This is a genomic window from Acidicapsa dinghuensis (assembly GCF_025685685.1).
Taxonomy (GTDB): Bacteria; Acidobacteriota; Terriglobia; order Terriglobales; family Acidobacteriaceae; genus Acidicapsa; species Acidicapsa dinghuensis.
This window is the reverse complement of the sequence record NZ_JAGSYH010000007.1, coordinates 192,385-209,745: the sequence shown is the minus strand read 5'-3', so window position 1 is coordinate 209,745 and position 17,361 is coordinate 192,385. Positions and strand designations below refer to the sequence as shown.

Here is a 17,361-nt window from a genome sequence, read left to right as displayed (position 1 = left end):
GATTACTCCGAATCAAGGACAAGCAACGCTACCGGAAACCTTTGAAGAAGCTCCTCGATCGATGTCATGCCGCCATGCACCAACTCATCGGTGAGAACGTTACGCCATCTTCCGGCAGGAATTTCGAACGACGTGCGCGCCCAGTCATCTCCAAGGATCAATCGCCAGCGTGGAACCAACGTCAGAACGTGTCGGGCACGGGTAAAAGCAATGATGTGCTCTGCCTTTGGCCCGGTCGCAAATAGCGGTGTGTATTCCGCCTCAGCCAGGAACCACTCGGGATGCTCGCGGCGCAGATGCAGCGCTTTATATGTCAGCCAGAGCTTCGGCATGCCGGTATCCGCACGCTCGAGAATCTCTTCAGGCGTAAGGCCGCCCTTTAGCTGGTTCAGCATCGACTGCCGCATTCCATAGTCGACTGGACTGCGGTTATCGGGATCGAGCAGACGAAAATCCCAGAGTTCTCCGCCCTGAAATGTGTCGGGAACGCCAGGCGCCGTATAGTGCAACAACGACTGCGCAAGACTATTTGTCTGACCTGCTTCCTTCACTTCCAGCACAAACGCTTCCAGATCAGCCAAAAACTCAGTCGATTGCAGCAGCTTTTGAAGGAATGTTCGAAGGCCCTCTTCGAATTCCTTGTTTTGTTGGGTCCAGCTCGTCTGTTCCTTGGCTTCGCGCGTAGCTTTCTCCATGTAGGCCTGAAGCCGTTTTTCGGAAATGGGCCATGCGCCAACAAGCGTCTGATAGAGAAAGTATTCCGTATTGCGATCGGGACTGCGATTCACTTTGAGCGGCTCGTTCAACCGTGTCCAGCGAGTGCATGCTGCGAGCCATTTCTCTGGAATTTCCGACAAGGTAGCGAGCCGCGCCCTCACATCGTCGCAGCGTTTTGTATCGTGCGTCGTTAGAGACACCATGGTTAGCGGGTGTGTCGCCAGCATGTGCCTGCAATAGTCATGAAACTCCTTGAGCGTGATGCCATTCGTCGCAGGCGAGCCGCCCACCTCGTTGAGTCCGATCATGCGATTGAAGCAGTAGAAAACCGTGTCTTCGACGCCTTTAGCCATCACGGGAGACGTGAACTGCTGAAATCGCAAAAGAAACTCGCTTTCGCGCCCGCCCCGCTCATTAAGCATGAGCACGTCGCCGATAAAATCAAAAAGCCTCGCGTCGATGTCGGTGCGCTGCTCTTTAGCTCGTGTGACCGCGGAGACGATTTCTCTGCGATCTTCTTCGGTAATCTCATTCCGCTCCGCAACTACGTAGGTCCGATAGACAGAGAAGCACGCGGCCACTTCGCGGATGGCGCGCCTGATCTCCGCTCGCGTAAAGTCGCGCTCATTGCGATGCATTTCGCAAATCTCAACAAAGAGATTTGCCAGCCGGTTCACATCGCTGCCCAGAGCCTCTTGCTCGACGTTAAGCTTCTTATCGTGCGTCATCGCATCGTAGGATTCATTTCTTCCGGTGAACTCCGCATAGATATCGCTGAGCTTCCGCAGTCCGACGTCGTAAACAAGTACACTGTTGCACACGTTCAAGAAGTCGTAGCCACTCGTGCCGTCGATAGGCCAGTTCTCGCGCAGAAACTCGCCGTCTTCGAGAATTTTCTCGCCGATAATCCACGCCTTAGGAGCACGCGCTCGCAGTCGAGCGAAGTATTGCTGGGGATCGCGTAAACCGTCGGGATGATCGGTCCGTACTCCGTCGAGCACACCCTGGTCGAGCCATTGGAAGATGCGGTAGTGCGTCGCGTCGAAGACGTGCTGCCGCTCCACGCGCACTCCTACCAAAGTGTTGATATCGAAGAAGCGTCGGTAGCCGAGTTCTTGATCGGCCGTACGCCAGTATGCTAACCGGTAGTTCTGCTGGTCGAGAATTTCGTCTAGCGCATCGATGTCAGCATTGATCGAGCTAAGCGTAGCTTCGATGGCTTGCATGAGCTCTGGCTTCTCCACGCAAAGACGCTTGAGCAAGCCATAGACGGCATTTTTGTCGCGATGACGATCCTGCACCAGGGCCGGGTCATTCAAATCGGGCGCGGGCAGGCGCGCAAGACTATCTGCAAGAAAACCAAGCGTATCGTCACGCATCTGTCTCGCAGTGCGCATTAGCACCGTGGCAAGCGAGCGAGGCGAAAGTGGAAACCGCTGATCGAGGTAGCGCAATTGAAACCGTTCGCGATCCCATTCGATACGGATATTTCCCTCAGCCAATACACGTCCGTACTGGTCGCCGAGCACGGGGATAAGCACCTTGCCTTGCAGCTTAATCTCCGGAGATTGCCAGTCGATGTCGAACCACGTAGCGTAGCGGCTTGCCGGGCCGTTCTCAAGCACATCCCACCAGTAGCGATTCATTGAACCAGTCGCCATGTGATTGGGTACGATATCAAGCACCTGACCCAGGTCAAGCTCTCGTAGCCGCTGGCAAAAGCGCTGATGCGCCTCTTCGCCGCCCAGCCCTTCATTTACATGCTCATGATCGACCACGTCGTATCCATGCGTGCTGCCTGGCGCTGCTTGCAGATAAGGCGAGCAATACACATGCGATATCCCCAATTCCTTCAGGTAAGGCGCTATTGCTTTCGCATCATCGAAAGTAAACTCGCCATGCAACTGCAAGCGATATGTTGAGGTGGGAATACGAGGCATGGTTTGCATTTGATCCACAATATTGGATGATGATCTTGCATAAGGTGAGATGCAGATTTTAAGAGACCAGACATGGTTTGCCGCTACAGCTGCTCGTCCGTTTATCGACAAACCGCGATCGTTCCCGACTCTTCCGTGTGATTGATCAATCGCTCGAAGGCGAGCTTCGGCTGCAGACCCCAGTGCGACTAGCATATGCTGGAAGGCGATTCAGATTGCCTGGCATTGAATGCCTTATGTGGTCGGCCGGTTGGATCGAGAGATGGATCAAGAGAGGAATCAGGGGAGAGTCAATTGCGCTCTTTAATCTGCGCCACATTGCTTGTCGGAAGCGCCGTTGGTGGTGTGGCATTCGTGGCCACCCCCGAGCAGTCTCAGACGAGCGCCCATGAAGGCGTGCAGGAGAAAAGTCAAACCGCGAACCCGACCCAAAGGGCAGCCGCAACACGCGCCTTTCTTGGACTGGGAGCTGAGCCGGACAAGGCCGCGGCTGAACGAGGTGCTCCGCTTTTTGCACAGAACTGCGCGTTCTGCCATGGGCCAAATGCTCGGGGAGCGACCGGTCCGAACCTGATTACTTCCGACAAGGTTCTTGCTGACGATAAGGGTGAGCACCTGATGCCATTCCTCAGGAAAGGCATTCTGGAAAAGGGCATGCCGGCCTTCGCAACGATGTCTGATCAGCAGCTAACGGATATTGCCGAATTCCTACATCTGCAGGTGGATGATGTCGCGAATCGCGGGACTTACCACGTGTTGAACATTCTGGTTGGAAACGCCACGGAAGGAAAAGCATACGTGGAGAGCCATTGCATGGGCTGTCACACGGCGCAGACCTTCGCGCACATTGCGGGCAAGTACCGCTCTCCAGAACAACTGCAGCGCAACTGGATTTGGCCGGTACGCGACGAGGATATGACAGCGCAAATCAAAACAGCGGACGGCACGATCTCGGGCAAGGTAACTCAGATCAGTGATTTTCGAATCAGTCTGGTGACGGAACCGGGCGAGGCAAAGAGCATTGATCTCGTGCCCGGTGTGGAGGTGCAGATTCACGATCCACTTGTGGCGCATGAGCAGATTGTGATGAAGCTGAGAAATGATGAGATGCACAACGTAACCGCCTATTTTGAGACGCTCAAATGAATCTGGTTGCCGGGCTCTGCACGATAATCGTGGCGATGGCTGTGGCGGAGACGCCGCTTCACGCGCCAATGGTGTCGCTTGATCCAGACTTGATTGGAAAGGCGCCAGTGACGAACTGGACGACGTTCAACGGTGACTATACCGGAGAGCGCTACAGCACGCTAACCCAGATAAACGCCGCGAATTTGAGCCGGCTCACGCCCCAATGGGTATATCGCATCTCTAACGTTGGAGCGCAGCGCGGCGCGCCCGTTCCGATTATCAAATGCACGCCGCTTCAAGTGAATGGCGTGTTGTATATGACGATTCCGGACCACGTGTGGGCTCTCGATGCTCATACCGGCAAAGAATTGTGGCACTATGACTGGATTGACCATGGCGGGCATCTGATAGGACAACGAGGCGTGGCGATCTGGAAGAGCAGCCTGTTCTTTGAGACGCCGGACAACTGGTTGATCGCTCTCGATGCGAACTCGGGCAAGGAACTGTGGAAGAAGAACTACGCCGACGCGCGGAAACAGTATTTCTCCACTGCTGCGCCGCTCGTTGTGAAGAACCACCTGATTGTGGGAGTGGGCGGGGACGCAATGGACATGCCGGGTTTCCTCGACTCTTTCGACCCCGCGACGGGAGGTCTGCAGTGGACATGGTGGTCGACGCCGCGCAAGGGTGATCCAGCGTTGAAGACATGGCCGAACGAGATGGCATCCGAGCATGGCGGCGGGATGACATGGATGCCGGGGACTTACGATCCGGCACTCAACCTGCTCTACTGGCCGACGGGAAACACGAATCCGGTGTTTGCAGGGCAGGGAAGACCAGGCGCGAATCTGTGGACCGAATCGATCGTTGCCCTTGATGTGGATACCGGAACGCTGAAGTGGTATTTCCAGGTATCGCCGCACGATACGCATGATTTCGACAACACCACAGCTCCGATCCTGGTTGATCGTGAGGTAGACGGAAAGCCGGAGAAGCTGCTGGCCCAGGCCGCGCGTAACGGGTTCTTTGTTACGCTGGACCGCGTGACGGGCAAGCATCTGGTAGTGAAACCGTTTGTGCCGCTCGATTATTCATCGGGGCTGTCGCCGAATGGCGAACCAATTCCGATTCCCGACAAGGACCCATCAGTGGGCGGCTCAATCAACATCGTCAATGCGACGAACTGGCCCGCTCCTTCCTATAGCCCGAAGACCGGGCTGGTCTATGTGAACTCCGTAGAAGGCAAAGCGATCTATTACCTGACCGACGATAGCGACAAGCCTTCTGGCTACGGCGGCACAGGTGCCGGGATAGGGCGTCAGGTGAGAGTGCTGCAGGCTATCGATCCGCTTACAGGAAACGCTGTGTGGAAGCACGCGTATCCGAACAGGAACGATGCGTCGAGCACCGTTGGGCCGAGCATCCTGACAACTGCAAGCAATCTGCTTATCTCCGGTGACGATCAGAAGAACATGATTATCTTCAGTGCGGATGAAGGGCGCATCCTATGGCATCACGAACTGAACGCCAACGAATCCGGTGGCATCGTTACTTATCTGCTGGACGGGAAGCAGTACATCGTGTTCGGCGCAGGCGACAGTTTGTACGCGTGGAGCATTAGCCAATGAAGCCCAGTCGTACACGCTATGGAGTCGTCGTTCTCGCGATTGGACTCGCGGTGCTGTCTTATGTCCAGCGCGTGGCAATCTCAGGCGCGGCCGGGCCAATCTCCCATGATCTGCATCTCTCAAAGCAGCAAATGGGTCTGGTCTTCGGCGCGTTTGGATTGGCCTATGCGCTCTTCGAGATTCCCATGGGGCTGCTGGGTGATCGGCTCGGTGTGCGGCGAACGCTGACGCAGATCGTGCTGGCGTGGTCTGCGTTTACGGCGCTGACCGGCGCAGCATGGAATGTCACTTCGATGGTGGCGATCCGGTTCCTGTTTGGAGCTGGCGAGGCGGGATGCTTTCCAAACCTGACACGTATGCTGAGCGCGTGGTTGCCGTCGCGTGAGCGAGTGACCGCACAATCCCTGATGTGGGCATGCACGCGCTGGGGAGGCGCGGCAACACCACCACTGACGCTTCTGTGCATTACATGGTTCGGCTGGCGGCGAGCCTTTGTTGGCTTCGCATTATTGGGTCTGGTGTGGTGCGTCGTGTTCCTCATATGGTTCAGGGATGATCCGGCATATCATCCTGGGGTGAACGCGGCGGAAAGGGAAGTGCTACAAGATTCACGAACACTTACGACACATAGAGCTGAGCAAAGCTGGATTTCGTTGCTGCTGACGAGGCAGGTTGCCGTGCTCCTCCTTCAATATTTTTGCTTTTCGTATGTCTGGTATTTCTACATTACGTGGCTGCCAACCTATCTGCGCGAGGGACGGGGACAGTCGCCGGAGCGTGCGGCTGCGCTTGCCGTGCTGCCACTCCTGTTCGGTGGATTCGGCTCGCTGACGGCAGGCCTGTCTTCGCGGCGGCTGCCAAGGCGCGCAATTGCATTCGGCGGCTTTCTCGCGACAGGTATTCTGCTCTTTACATGTACACGGATTCATGCGGTAGTGCCGGCAATGGTGGTGATGGGTCTGGCCAGCTTCTCCAGCGATTTGACGATGCCGATTTCGTGGGACACTTGTGTGGAGATCGGCGGAGCTTATACAGCCACCGTTGCGGCTGCGATGAATATGCTGGGAAACCTGGGTGGATTCATTGCGCCCGTTGTTGGCGGAGTCATTCTGCAGCACGTTGGTACAGGGCTTGGGGGATGGAATCTGCTGATCTATTCCATGGTGGGGGCGTCGGCTGTCTCCGCGGCATGCTGGCTGTATCTTGATCCGGAATCGGCAGCGCGTGATAGGGAGCGCCGACTGGGCTCAGTGCCGGCAGCCAGTTCGAGCCCTGCGCCTTTGTAAGATCAGCAGTGAACTGAGAGAGCGAAACCGAGAGCGTGAGGAGAAGCGAATCGATGGAAATCAATCTGAAAGGGCGTACTGCTGTCATTACCGGAGGGAGCCGAGGGTTGGGTGAGGCGATGGCGAAGGCGCTCGCCGATGCTGGAGCGGAGATCGCCCTGGTGGCGCGCGACCGTGCGCGTCTGGAGCAGGTGCGCGACGAGATCGCCGCGAAGGGAGCGGTGGCCGATGTGTTTGTCGCTGACGTGACTCGCGAGGACGATGTCGCGAGGGTGGCCGAAGAGATCAAGACGCGATTTGGCAATCCGCAAATTCTGATCAACAACGCTGGAATCAACATACGGAAAAATCTGGTGGATTACACGTTGGAGGAGTTCCGCAGCGTGCTCGATGCAAGCCTGATCTCGACGTTTCTCATGTGCCGGGCATTGGTTCCAGGAATGAAAGGTACCGGCTATGGCCGCATTCTCAACATGACATCGATCATGAGCCATATATCGCTCCCAGGGCGTACAGCTTACAGCTCAGCGAAGGCCGCATTGCTGGGGCTCACGCGAGCGCTCTCGTTGGAGTTGGCTACAGAGGGAATTACAGTCAACGGTATCAGCCCGGGACCAATCGGTACCGATATGAATCTCGCAGTGATGAACAACCCTGAACAGTACGCGCAGTTCATGGCCAACGTACCCGTTGCGCGGTGGGGCAAGGTAGAGGAGATTGGTGCACTCGCCTGCTACCTGTGCTCCGAAGCTGCGGGCTTCATTACGGGAACCGACATTCTGATCGACGGCGGCTGGACGGCGCGTTAAAAAGGATCAGGAGTCTGAGCTCATCGCCTTTCAGAGACGCTATCGCGGTGCGCCTGGCAGGGGATGATCTGAAGGCGGCGGCACGTAATCGACAAGAGCGTCTACAGGCTTTTGCGCCGCCCACGCGATGCCGCGCAGGAGCATCTGCTGAATCTGGTAATTGTCGAAGTTGGCATACTCGTGTCCCTGCATCCACACAAAGGCGCGTGCGGATTTCCCGCTGGCGACCGCATGTTCATACGTCCAGATCTGCGGGACCACTTCACCTTTGTGGGAGCCCGCGCTCGGAGTTCCGGGGATAACGGCGGTAGCGAGTACGTGGACACCGGGGTCGTGCGCCCAGGTCATGCTGTAAAAGGCTTCGTCGAAGATGGTGAAATTCGACATGCCTTTCATAATCGGATCGGCAGAATCCACGATGGTGTACGGGATCGGTGCCCCGAGAGTGTAATTGACCTCACCGTGCTTCTTCGCTCCCCCGACCAGAGTGGCAAAGTAAGCCGGGTCCGGGCCGCAGAGCGAATCATGCAGGCTAACCAGCCCTCCGCCACGTTTGACGTAATCTTCCAGAGCAGACTTTTCCGTATCGCTGAGGTACCCTGCGTCACCCTTGTAAATAATGACCACATCGGTGTGCTCAAGGTCAGCAGCGGTGGGCGCATGCAGAGCACCGTCAACCACCGCGCCATGCTCTGTCAGCAACTTGCTCCAGTCAGCCAGAAACTGTGGATAGTCATGCTGACCCACAAGATGGGATTTCAGTCCTGCCCAGATGTAGATGTGCATACCGTTTGCATTCTGGCCCCATGGCTTGGGAGTCTGGGGTCCTTGTGAGGCCTGAGACTGTGCTGCGGCTTGCAGCGGCAGGAGCGATGCGGCTGCAAGAAGAACGAGAGCGGGAAGCGCGTAAAGCATGCGGCGCGCCGCCCGGTGCTGTATCCACGAGAACTTCTGCTGCAAACCTGATTGTGTTCTCAATGTTTTGCCATCCTTCACATGGGGGATAGGGTTGAGGAATTTCAATTTGGACTTTGACCGCCTGGACTTTTACCGGCTGGGCGAGGAAATGCTTTGGCAAGATAAGACTGGATGAGCTTCAACTCCGCAGGGCTGGCTGCAGCGCCTTTTGCGGACATGGTCTGCACAACGCCGGACCATTCCTGCGTGCTCAGGTGCTGATTGCTCAAGATGTCGAGGCCATGGCAAGTAGAGCAGGCGCGGATGGTGACATCGCGTCCTGATCCCGCGGGCAGCAAAGCGGCCTGCTGGCTTATCAGCGCTTTCCATCTGGGGTCCTGCTTCACCGGCGTTGCAGAGAATATTACGGGCGATGGTTGAGATACCGTGGGATTCGGGCTTGCCTGAACGACGTTTGGCCCACCGCTCGCACCGTCATCGAGCTTGAATGCGATGAGCTCATCACTGAGCAGAGGCGCTCGCAGCAAACCTCCGCCGGTTGCGACAACTGCCACGTACTGAGTTTCGTGCTGGTCGGTGTAAGTGATGGGGATAGATTCAGCGGATGCAGGCAGATGAAAGGTCCAGAGTTCCTTTCCGGTTTTTGTATCGAATGCGCGGAAACGTGCGTCATCTGTGGCGCCGATAAATGTCAGGCCGCCTGCGGTGAGGATGGGCCCTCCCAGGCCGGGACGCCCGGTGAGCTGTTTTCCGGCGGGAAAACTGTCGGTAACGCCCAGAGTCGATCGCCAGGCAATCGTGCCATTATTCACGTCGACCGCCACGAGCTGTCCCCAGGGTGGCTCTGTGCACGGAAGGCGCTTCTCGGGATCCCAGAAACGCGCATATCCTGCAAACTGGCCTGAATTGCTGTATCCTCCGCCCTTTTCCGGCACGATGCGCACCGGTTGGCCGAGATTGTTGACATTCACCACGAAGAGTCCGAGCGTGGGGTCGAACGCTCCGCCGGAGTAATTCACGCCGCCGTGTGTTCCGGGCATGTTGAGCGTATAGCGATTGAATGCCGGAGGAGTGTAAGGCTGCTGCGCCAGCAGCATGTGATTGTCGTCCACATAAGCCTTGCACCATGCCGCGTGATCCGGCAGGTCATGGTACAGCTCCACCTTCATTGGCGCGAGCGGTTCGGGTTTTACGGGAAAGGGTTGCGTAGGAGAGGCATGCTCGCCCGGAACGTCACTGGGAGGCACTGGCTTCTCGACGACCGGAAACAGCGGCTTGCCCGTGAGCCGATCAAGCACAAATAGAAGCCCGGTCTTGTTGACAATGACTACCGCGGGGATCGTCTTGCCATCGCGATGGACATCGATGAGAGTCGGAGGCGTTTCCGTGTCGTAGTCCCATATGTCGTGGTGAACGGCCTGGAAGTACCAAAGCAGCTTTCCTGTGGCAGCGTCCGCGGCGACCACCGAGGTGCCGAATAGATTGTCGCCGGGCCGATCTACGCCGACGCGGTCGTAGTTCGGGGCCCCAAAGGGCATGTAGAGGATGCCCCGTTGCTGGTCGACGGTCATGTACCCCCATACGTTCACGCCCGAGCGATCTTTCCAGCTATCACCGCCCCATGTGTCATGGCCTGTCTCGCCTGGGCGTGGCACCGCGTGGAACGTCCATACGAGCTTTCCGGTATGGATGTCCCACGCGCGCGTATCTCCAGCAGCGCCGAGTCCGCCGCCCGTGCCTCCGTGGCCTTCGCCAGGTCCCGCGCCCGTGATAACCAGATTTTTGTAAATGACCGGCGGTGAGGGCAGAATGTAGAGCGCGCCTATGTTTGTACCCATGACTTCAGGCGTACGTAGATTGACCGCTCCGTTGTTGCCGAAAGCTGCGTTGATCTTGCCGGTAGTTGCGCTGATCGAGTAGAGCAGCCCATTGTTCGTTCCGAAAATGAGAGCGGGGTCGGTGGATGCGTCCCCAGGCCAATATGCGGCTCCACGCAGTGATGCGTGATCTGATCCAGGAATGACGAAGACCCATTTTTCTCGTCCGCTGGCCGGGTCCAGCGCAACCACGCGGCTGTACGGTGTCACGACAAACATCGTGTCTCCAACAACCAGTGGTTGATCTTCAGAGAGCCGCCATCCGTTGTCCGATTCGGCCCCTGCGACCGGCGCAGGCTTCATGTGATAGATCCACGCAACCTTCAGATGCTGGACATTTGCAGGCGTAATTTGGGCCAGCGGAGAGTAGCGGGTGGCCCCCGGATTGAGATTGATCATGGGCCATGACCCGGATGCGTCGTGCGATGCATCGGAGGGAATACTGAACGACAGGAGCAGGAGAAACAGGAGCGGAACGTTCCTCATAAGCGAATCGATGCCGGCGGGTTCTCGAGTCATATCCCTCTCGAATTTCAGAGCAGAAATTCCAGCCACAAAAAGCTGCACCGATTCTAGCGGTCAAGGGGGAAAAATACATTGAGAAGTTGAACTGCGAGCCGATTTCAGCAAGACAGCATCTGGCATTTTCAGTGTGACGCCGGAGGAGTTCTCGATAGTAGAACCGAAGTAACGATATCGCACCTTAATCCAGCAGCGAAGCGCAGGATTTGAGAAAGGTTCTGCGATTTATTCCTTCTTTTGCATGCTGGAATTGATGGTTCCCATCTGGAGTGTCAATGTGGCGCCACGGAGTATATCAAGATGACTAAAGCTCCAGCTCTTGTACAGGTGGCCGTCCATACGTATCGACTGGATGTAAGTGTGGTCGGCGGAGTTGTCTAGTGCTGAGATCGTGAAGCGTTTGCCGTTGGTGAGATGAATCACGATGCGCGAAAAAAGCGGCGAGCCGATGCTGTAGTCGAGTGTGCCGGGGCACACTGGGTAGAAGCCCATCGCACTGAGGACGTACCATGCGGACATCTGGCCAGCGTCGTCGTTACCAGGAAGACCGTCAGGACCAGAGCCGAATTGTGTGTTGAGAAGCTCGCGAACATGTTGCTGCGTCTTTGCGGGTGCGCCGGCAAAGTTGTAAAGATACGCGATGGCGTGGCTGGGCTCGTTGCCCTGATCGTAGAGATTGTTGGCGAAGAGGCCATCGAGCTTGGAGATGAAGGCTTCACGGCCGCCGACGGCGTCAATCAGGCCATCCACATCTTGGGGGACGAAGAACGTGTACTGCCAGGGATTGGCCTCGGTGACATAGGTTGCGGGCTTGGCGGGATCGAATGGGGAGATCCAGGAACCATTTGCATAGCGGCCGCGAACGAATCGGGTTTCGGGGTCGAGAACGTTTCTCCAGTTAGCGGAGCGCTTGAGCAGAAGCGCTGCATCATCCGTGTGTCCGAGCGCGGAAGCGAATCGGGAAGCGACAAAATCATCGTAAGCGTACTCGAGCGTACGGGAGACTTGTTCACGCCGATGGAACGCGTCGGGCACTTCGTCTTCGAGCGGGATGTAACCGTATTGCAAGTACGAGGCCAGCGCGCGACGGCCTTTGCCTTCTACATATTGATCGCGAGGCGGAGTGATAAAAGCATTCTGGCGAACGAGCCGATAGGCTTCCGGAACGTCGAAGTTGCGGATGCCCTTCGCATAGGCGTCATAAATGACGGCAACAGTATGATCGCCAATCATCTCGGAGGTATAGCTGTTCCATGTGGGGAAGATAGGAAGGAAGCCGCCTTGCCGGCCTTTGTCCACAAGACTCTGAATCATCTGACCGTCACGCTGAGGATCAAGAATGGTGAGCAGCGGGTGGAGTGCGCGGAAGGTATCCCAAAGAGAAAAGTCGTCGTAGTAGTCGCTGCCTGAGGCGGCGTGATGCACGCGGCCTTCGTTGGCGAAGCCGTTATAAGTGCCGTCGGTATCACTGACGATGCGTGGAGCAAGCGAGGCATGGAAGAGCGCAGTATAGAAGGTGGTTCGTTGCGCCGGGGTTCCACCCTCAATCTCAATGCGGCTGAGATACTGGCGCCAGGTGGCTTCGGCGCGTCCGCGGACAGCGTCAAAGTTCCAGCCGGGTTCCTCTGCGGAAAGATTGCGTTCTGCTTCGGCAAGGCTTGTGAAGGATGTGCCGATGCGGACGAGGATGCGCTGAGGCGCATTGTCGGCAAGCGTGACGTAAGCGCCAAGACGATCACAGCCCGCCCCTTGCTGTTGTGTGTGCTTCGTTGTTTGATCGCCGCACCAGGTACCGGCTTCCTGAAACGCTTGCTGGAGCTTGATGACGAAGTAGCCATTGAAGCCTGCGGATTGCCCGGCTCCCTGATAGATGCGAACGACTGGATTGTAGCCAACGATTTCGCGGGCTTCCGGGCGCACTTCAACGAAACCTTGTCCAGCGCGTGCATTCGGCTCGATGATCAGATTGCGGCGGCCTTCGCGAGGAAAAGTGATGCGCATGATGCCCGCGCGAGTAGTGCCTGCGAGTTCGACGTTGAGGTTGTAGTCATCCAGATGTACGGAGTAGTAAGCAGGCGACATGACCTCAGAGGCATGCTGGTAGTGTGAAGCGCGCTGCTCGGGGTTGACCTTCAGATCGCCAACCGTGGGCATGAGTGTCACGCTGCCGTAGTCCTGTGTACAGCTTCCGCTGAGCCAGTGACTGCCACGAAAGCCAGTGATCTTTGCGTCGTTGTAGTAGTAGGGAGCAATGCACTTGGCTTCTGTGCTGCGTGTCTCGGGGGTCCAGCCGGTCATACCAAAGGGAACGCCGACAACCGGATAGGTCTGTCCTTCATGAGCCGTTCCGATGCGGGGATCGACCATGGAAAATGGATCGGATGGGCGCTCTGCTGCTGCGTATGGAATTGCTGGGCCGACGAAGATGCCAACTGTGCTGACGATGAACGCAAATAGCAATACAGCTTTACTGGCAACTATCGAGTAGGGGGCTCTCTTAATCTGCTTCATCTACCGTAATATGTCCTCACTCTATGCAATGATCCACACTCTTACGATAGTAGGCAGGCTGTTACAGGGATATTGCTGGAGCGGATGCGGATCGAGGTGATCCGCATCCGCTTTTCGTTTAGAAGGTGAATTCGCCGCCTACCTGGATAACGCGGGACATGCCGGCAGTCTGGGACTGGTTGAACTCACCGAAGCTCGCAGTAGTCACCGGTTTAACGGTTCCGGTTACATTCGAAACCGTGTTTGAACTCAGCAGCGAATGGTTCACGCCGTAGTAGACGGGGTGATTGAAGACATTGATAAAGGTGCTGTTGATCTTAAGATCATAGCGCTCACCAAATTTAAATCCTTTGGTGAAATGCATATCGAACAGGGCTTCGCGTGGGGAGCGCGCGTTGGCAAGCAGACGCGGTGCGTTACCCAGTTGAGGATTACTGAGCGAGCCTGGGACTGAAAACGCTGCGGTGTTGAGGTAAGGTGTGAAGTTGGAGTTGAGCGCGTTCTTCTTCCAGTTCTTGTTGATCAGCGGTACGCCTGGAACGATATTGGGGCGCAGTGTATATCCGGCTGGCAGAGCGTTGGCGGTGCAGAATTGGTTTGAGCCGCTGGTGATGCAGCCATTAACTCCAGAAGGCGTAACAGAAACGAAGTAGCCAACAGTGCCGAGGGTAATGGCGTTCGGCAGGCCATCGGCGTAGGTGGCGATGCCTGCAGTGGAAATGTTGCCGATGAGGTTGTCGAGAACCCGGTTGTGCAGGCTCAGCAGGTGTCCTGTGCCGATGGGCAGATCGTAAGTGTAGCCGGCTTTGAGACGGCTTGCCTGATCGAAGCTGGCGACGGACCACTCAGCATAGGGGTTGAGTGGATTCTGCGGAACGACGTAGCCAAAGCCACCGCCGTTGGCACCGGTATTGGTATCGGGAATATTGTCGAGGGTCTTGGACCAGGTGTAATTGGCGAGCAGCGAGAGTCCGGCTCCAAAGCGCTGATTGACGCTGAGGTACATGCCGTTGTATTCCATCGTTCCGCCACGCGGATACATGTAGTTGAGCGATTGATTGAAGAAGTTCTGATAAGGGTTGAGCGCCTGCAGGCCGGTTTCAGATACGAGGGATCCATTCTGGGTGATGCCCCAGGGATTGGGAAAGTTGCGGCCCAGGTTTTGATGAGTCTGGATAGCATTGACGATCGTGGATAGATCGGGAACGTTCAATGCGATGGCAGTACCTGCACCGCCAAACGGACCGACGAGATGAGTACCCTTGGCGCCGTTGTAGGAAGCCTGAAGAATGGTGCGTGTCGCAGGCTGATATTGCAATGTGAGGTTCCATGACTGTGTATAGGGAACCTTGCTGCTGTGCTCGACAAAGACCGGAGCCAGGCCGTTGGAGTAGAGGATGGGGCCACGATTGCCGTTGAGCGCTGTATAGGCGGAGGTGAGCGGTCCAACGGGGTTGGTGATGTAGTTGACAGTCGAGTTGGCAGTAACACCGCCGCTCTGGTTGCCGACCGCCTGCGATGCTACGTTGAAGTCGGGATCAGGGATGTTTTCATAACCGGTAAGCGGCAAACGCTGCAGTGTGTAAGCCGCGCGAACGGAAGTCTTCAGCGTAGGAGAGTAGGCAACGCCAATGCGGGGCTCGAAGCCCATGTAGTTGATCGGCCACAATGTCTTGGGATTGCCGCAGGCTCCGGAAAAACAGAAAGCTGCGGTCGTTGCGAGTCCGTTCAGGTTGCCGGGAATGTTGAGGCCAACGTAGGCCTGATTGTTGAACTTCTCCATGCGTGGCGTTTCGAGTTCGTAACGAAGTCCAGCATTGATGGTGAGGTTAGAGAGGATTCTCCAGTCATCTTGGAAATAGCCGGCGTAGTAGCGCCAGCGATAGTAGCCGGGAATCTCAACGGGTGTGTTGGAAAAGGAAGAGATCGTTCCCAGGATGAAGGTAGCGAGTGGGGCTCCTCCAGTAGAGCCGTTGTTGGTCTGGCCTGCCGAGAAGCTGTAACGGCCGCCGGTGGCTCCGCCGAGATCGTACTGGTTGGACTGCATCCAGCGGACCTCGCCGCCGAACTGGAACAGATGGTTTCCATGCGTCCAGGTCAAGTCGTCGCCAGCAATGAAGTTCTGATCAACCTGAATGGCTGCAGTCGAAAGGCCCATCTGCATGGTGTAGGAGACGCCGTTGGCATTGAGATTGCCGAGGCTGGGGAAGCCATAGCCAAAGGAAGCAGGCGTGAGACCGTAGGCTGCGGCGTAGTCTTTGTTGCGTGTGCTGGGAGGCGCGAGACGCTGCTGATTCACGCGCATGAAAGAGTAATGGAAACTGTTGACGATGCTGCTTGAGAAGGTATGCGTGTAGCCGAGAGCAATATCGTGGGTGCTGGCTGAGTCAGTGGGCACAATGGTCAGCGGGTTTGACTGATCGACGGCAAAGAACCGGGCTGCGCTGACCGGGATCACGGTGTAACGAGCGAAGAGCCGGTCGTTGTTATTAAAGTGCTGATCGATGCGGATCGAGTAGCGATTATCCGTGTTGAGAACGCCACGTTGGTAAGTCGCGTTGGTGCCGTCGTTCTGGGGTGTGGCCTGGGGGTTGTCGAACTTGATGTAGGGGCCGGGGTTGTTAGGCGTCGGGAACTGCGACAGGACGAACTGCGCAAAAGGATTTTGCGCAAGCTGGGCAGAGACATCGTTGTTGGCGATGGCGCGAATCTGCGACGTATCGTAGGGCCCATCGGGGAATCCGTTCGCATTGATCGTTGACTGATAGTTGATGGAGCCGATTCGAGGAGCTGCAAGCGCCGCTGCGTAGCCGGAGCTCTTGAGGATGCTTTGATTGAGAAGCGTCAGGGAGTTCTGTAGATGGCCGGCGAGTTCGTCCGGAGTTGGAAAGATGCCACGGAATCCGAAAGCATTCTGCAGACGTGCGGGCTCAACTCCAACAAAGAAAAACGTTCTGTCTTTATGGGGATAGATCTTGGGAACCCAGACGGGACCACCAGCATAGAAGCCGTAGTAATTTTCGTGCAGTGCGCTGGGTGCAGTATTGCCGTCGGGAAAGGCGTTGAAGTAAGGGTCGGTGTGACTGTAAGTGATAGCGCCGTGATATTGGTTGGTTCCGGCAGCGCTGCTCTGAACGATGACGCCGCCTCCGGTACGGCCATACTTAGCGGAAAGTCCGGTTACGATTACCGTGGTCTCTTGTACTTCATGGCCGGAGAGATTCACGCCGGTGCGAGCAAGGCTGGGCTGCGTGACGTCGGAACCGTCAACGACGATGGAGCTGGTGCCTGGAGGTGCGCCGCCAACTACGATACCTGCGCCGGGGGTGACATAGCTGGTGTAGGCGTTTGGATTTTCGGTGGAAATGCCGCCAGGCTGCAACGGATCACCGACAACTCCGGGAACGAGCAATGATGCCTCGAGTGAGCTGCGCTCGGGGTAAGGAAGATTCTCAACGATTGCATGATCGACCGTCGTCGTGACGTTAGATTCCGTCTTTGTGAGCAGGTCCGCATCAGCGTTGACTGTAACGGTATGACTGACGGCGCCGATGGTCAGCGTGATGTCGATGGGGGTTGTGCCAACGCCGGATACATTTACGGATTCTGCCGTTGCACGCTCGAAACCGTCTTTCTGAACGATGACCGTATAAAGCCCTGGGTTTAAAGACTGGATTTGAAACAGGCCATTTTGATTGGTGGTTGTTGTCTGCTTCACACCGGTCGCCCCGCTAAGGACCTCAACTTCGGCGCCAGAGATAACAGATCCGGAGTTGTCACGTACAGATCCGCCGATTGCGCCTTGTCCGGTCTGCGCGCAGGCGCTGACTGCTGATACCAAAGCTGCGGCAGCGGTGGCACGTAAGGCCCAAGGGAAGATAAACGTCATGTGCGCGCTAAGGCGGATGCAAAAGCTCCGCAAGAAATTTTGCTGCGCACTCTCGTACTGTTTACTGAGTTGCATGAAGCCTCCTGGAAAACGAGCTCAGGTACAACAGCCGCCATATTGAAGATCTCTGGCTGAC

9 protein-coding genes are annotated in these 17,361 nt (G+C 56.5%); 4 read left to right on the top strand and 5 right to left on the bottom strand.

Annotated elements, in window-relative coordinates; translation table 11 throughout:
• Positions 1-2: 2 nt before the first annotated feature.
• Positions 3-2,657: a malto-oligosyltrehalose synthase gene (gene treY, locus OHL22_RS20410; RefSeq protein WP_263341443.1), complete on the bottom strand. Its 2,655-nt coding sequence runs from the start codon at positions 2,655-2,657 to the stop codon at positions 3-5.
• Positions 2,658-2,852: 195 nt separating this feature from the next.
• Between treY and OHL22_RS20405 the strand changes: the two genes are divergently transcribed.
• From OHL22_RS20405 to OHL22_RS20390, 4 genes are read left to right on the top strand one after another with little or no spacing between them, the layout of a single operon-like run.
• Entirely contained in the window at positions 2,853-3,803 is a 951-nt protein-coding gene (locus OHL22_RS20405) for a c-type cytochrome (protein ID WP_263341440.1), read from the top strand.
• On the top strand, positions 3,800-5,413 hold the full coding sequence (locus tag OHL22_RS20400; protein WP_263341438.1) for an acido-empty-quinoprotein group A: 1,614 nt from the start codon (positions 3,800-3,802) through the stop codon (positions 5,411-5,413). The genes OHL22_RS20405 and OHL22_RS20400 overlap by 4 nt, the downstream gene beginning before the upstream one ends.
• The gene (locus OHL22_RS20395) at positions 5,410-6,699 is read left to right on the top strand and encodes an MFS transporter (RefSeq protein ID WP_263341437.1); all 1,290 of its coding nucleotides are present in this window, start codon (positions 5,410-5,412) and stop codon (positions 6,697-6,699) included. The genes OHL22_RS20400 and OHL22_RS20395 overlap by 4 nt, the downstream gene beginning before the upstream one ends.
• Positions 6,700-6,752: 53 nt before the next feature.
• Positions 6,753-7,508, top strand: a complete 756-nt coding sequence (locus OHL22_RS20390; RefSeq protein WP_263341436.1) for an SDR family NAD(P)-dependent oxidoreductase — start codon at positions 6,753-6,755, stop codon at positions 7,506-7,508.
• Between the two features lie 39 nt (positions 7,509-7,547).
• On the opposite strand, the gene OHL22_RS20385 is transcribed toward OHL22_RS20390, so the two are convergent.
• From OHL22_RS20385 to OHL22_RS20370, 4 genes are all read right to left on the bottom strand, one after another.
• Positions 7,548-8,486, bottom strand: coding sequence for a ThuA domain-containing protein (locus OHL22_RS20385; protein ID WP_263341434.1), 939 nt, complete (start codon positions 8,484-8,486; stop codon positions 7,548-7,550).
• A 41-nt stretch (positions 8,487-8,527) separates the two neighbouring features.
• Positions 8,528-10,822, bottom strand: coding sequence for an outer membrane protein assembly factor BamB family protein (locus tag OHL22_RS20380; RefSeq protein ID WP_263341432.1), 2,295 nt, complete (start codon positions 10,820-10,822; stop codon positions 8,528-8,530).
• A gap of 228 nt (positions 10,823-11,050) precedes the next feature.
• Positions 11,051-13,336 carry a GH92 family glycosyl hydrolase gene (locus tag OHL22_RS20375; protein ID WP_263341431.1) on the bottom strand — a complete coding sequence of 762 codons (2,286 nt, stop codon included), beginning with the start codon at positions 13,334-13,336 and terminating at the stop codon, positions 11,051-11,053.
• A gap of 118 nt (positions 13,337-13,454) precedes the next feature.
• A complete protein-coding gene (locus OHL22_RS20370) occupies positions 13,455-17,300 on the bottom strand; it encodes a carboxypeptidase regulatory-like domain-containing protein (RefSeq protein ID WP_263341430.1) in 3,846 nt (1,281 codons plus the stop codon).
• Between the last annotated feature and the right edge of the window lie 61 nt (positions 17,301-17,361).

What these genes read in the sequence shown, in the direction of transcription:
- OHL22_RS20395 (WP_263341437.1), top strand. Translation starts at nt 5,410, where the DNA reads ATGAAGCCCAGTCGTACACGCTATGGAGTCGTCGTTCTCGCGATTGGA.
- OHL22_RS20405 (WP_263341440.1), top strand. Translation starts at nt 2,853, where the DNA reads ATGCTGGAAGGCGATTCAGATTGCCTGGCATTGAATGCCTTATGTGGT.
- treY (WP_263341443.1), bottom strand. Translation starts at nt 2,657, where the DNA reads ATGCCTCGTATTCCCACCTCAACATATCGCTTGCAGTTGCATGGCGAG.
- OHL22_RS20400 (WP_263341438.1), top strand. Translation starts at nt 3,800, where the DNA reads ATGAATCTGGTTGCCGGGCTCTGCACGATAATCGTGGCGATGGCTGTG.
- OHL22_RS20375 (WP_263341431.1), bottom strand. Translation starts at nt 13,336, where the DNA reads ATGAAGCAGATTAAGAGAGCCCCCTACTCGATAGTTGCCAGTAAAGCT.
- OHL22_RS20390 (WP_263341436.1), top strand. Translation starts at nt 6,753, where the DNA reads ATGGAAATCAATCTGAAAGGGCGTACTGCTGTCATTACCGGAGGGAGC.
- OHL22_RS20370 (WP_263341430.1), bottom strand. Translation starts at nt 17,300, where the DNA reads ATGCAACTCAGTAAACAGTACGAGAGTGCGCAGCAAAATTTCTTGCGG.
- OHL22_RS20380 (WP_263341432.1), bottom strand. Translation starts at nt 10,822, where the DNA reads ATGACTCGAGAACCCGCCGGCATCGATTCGCTTATGAGGAACGTTCCG.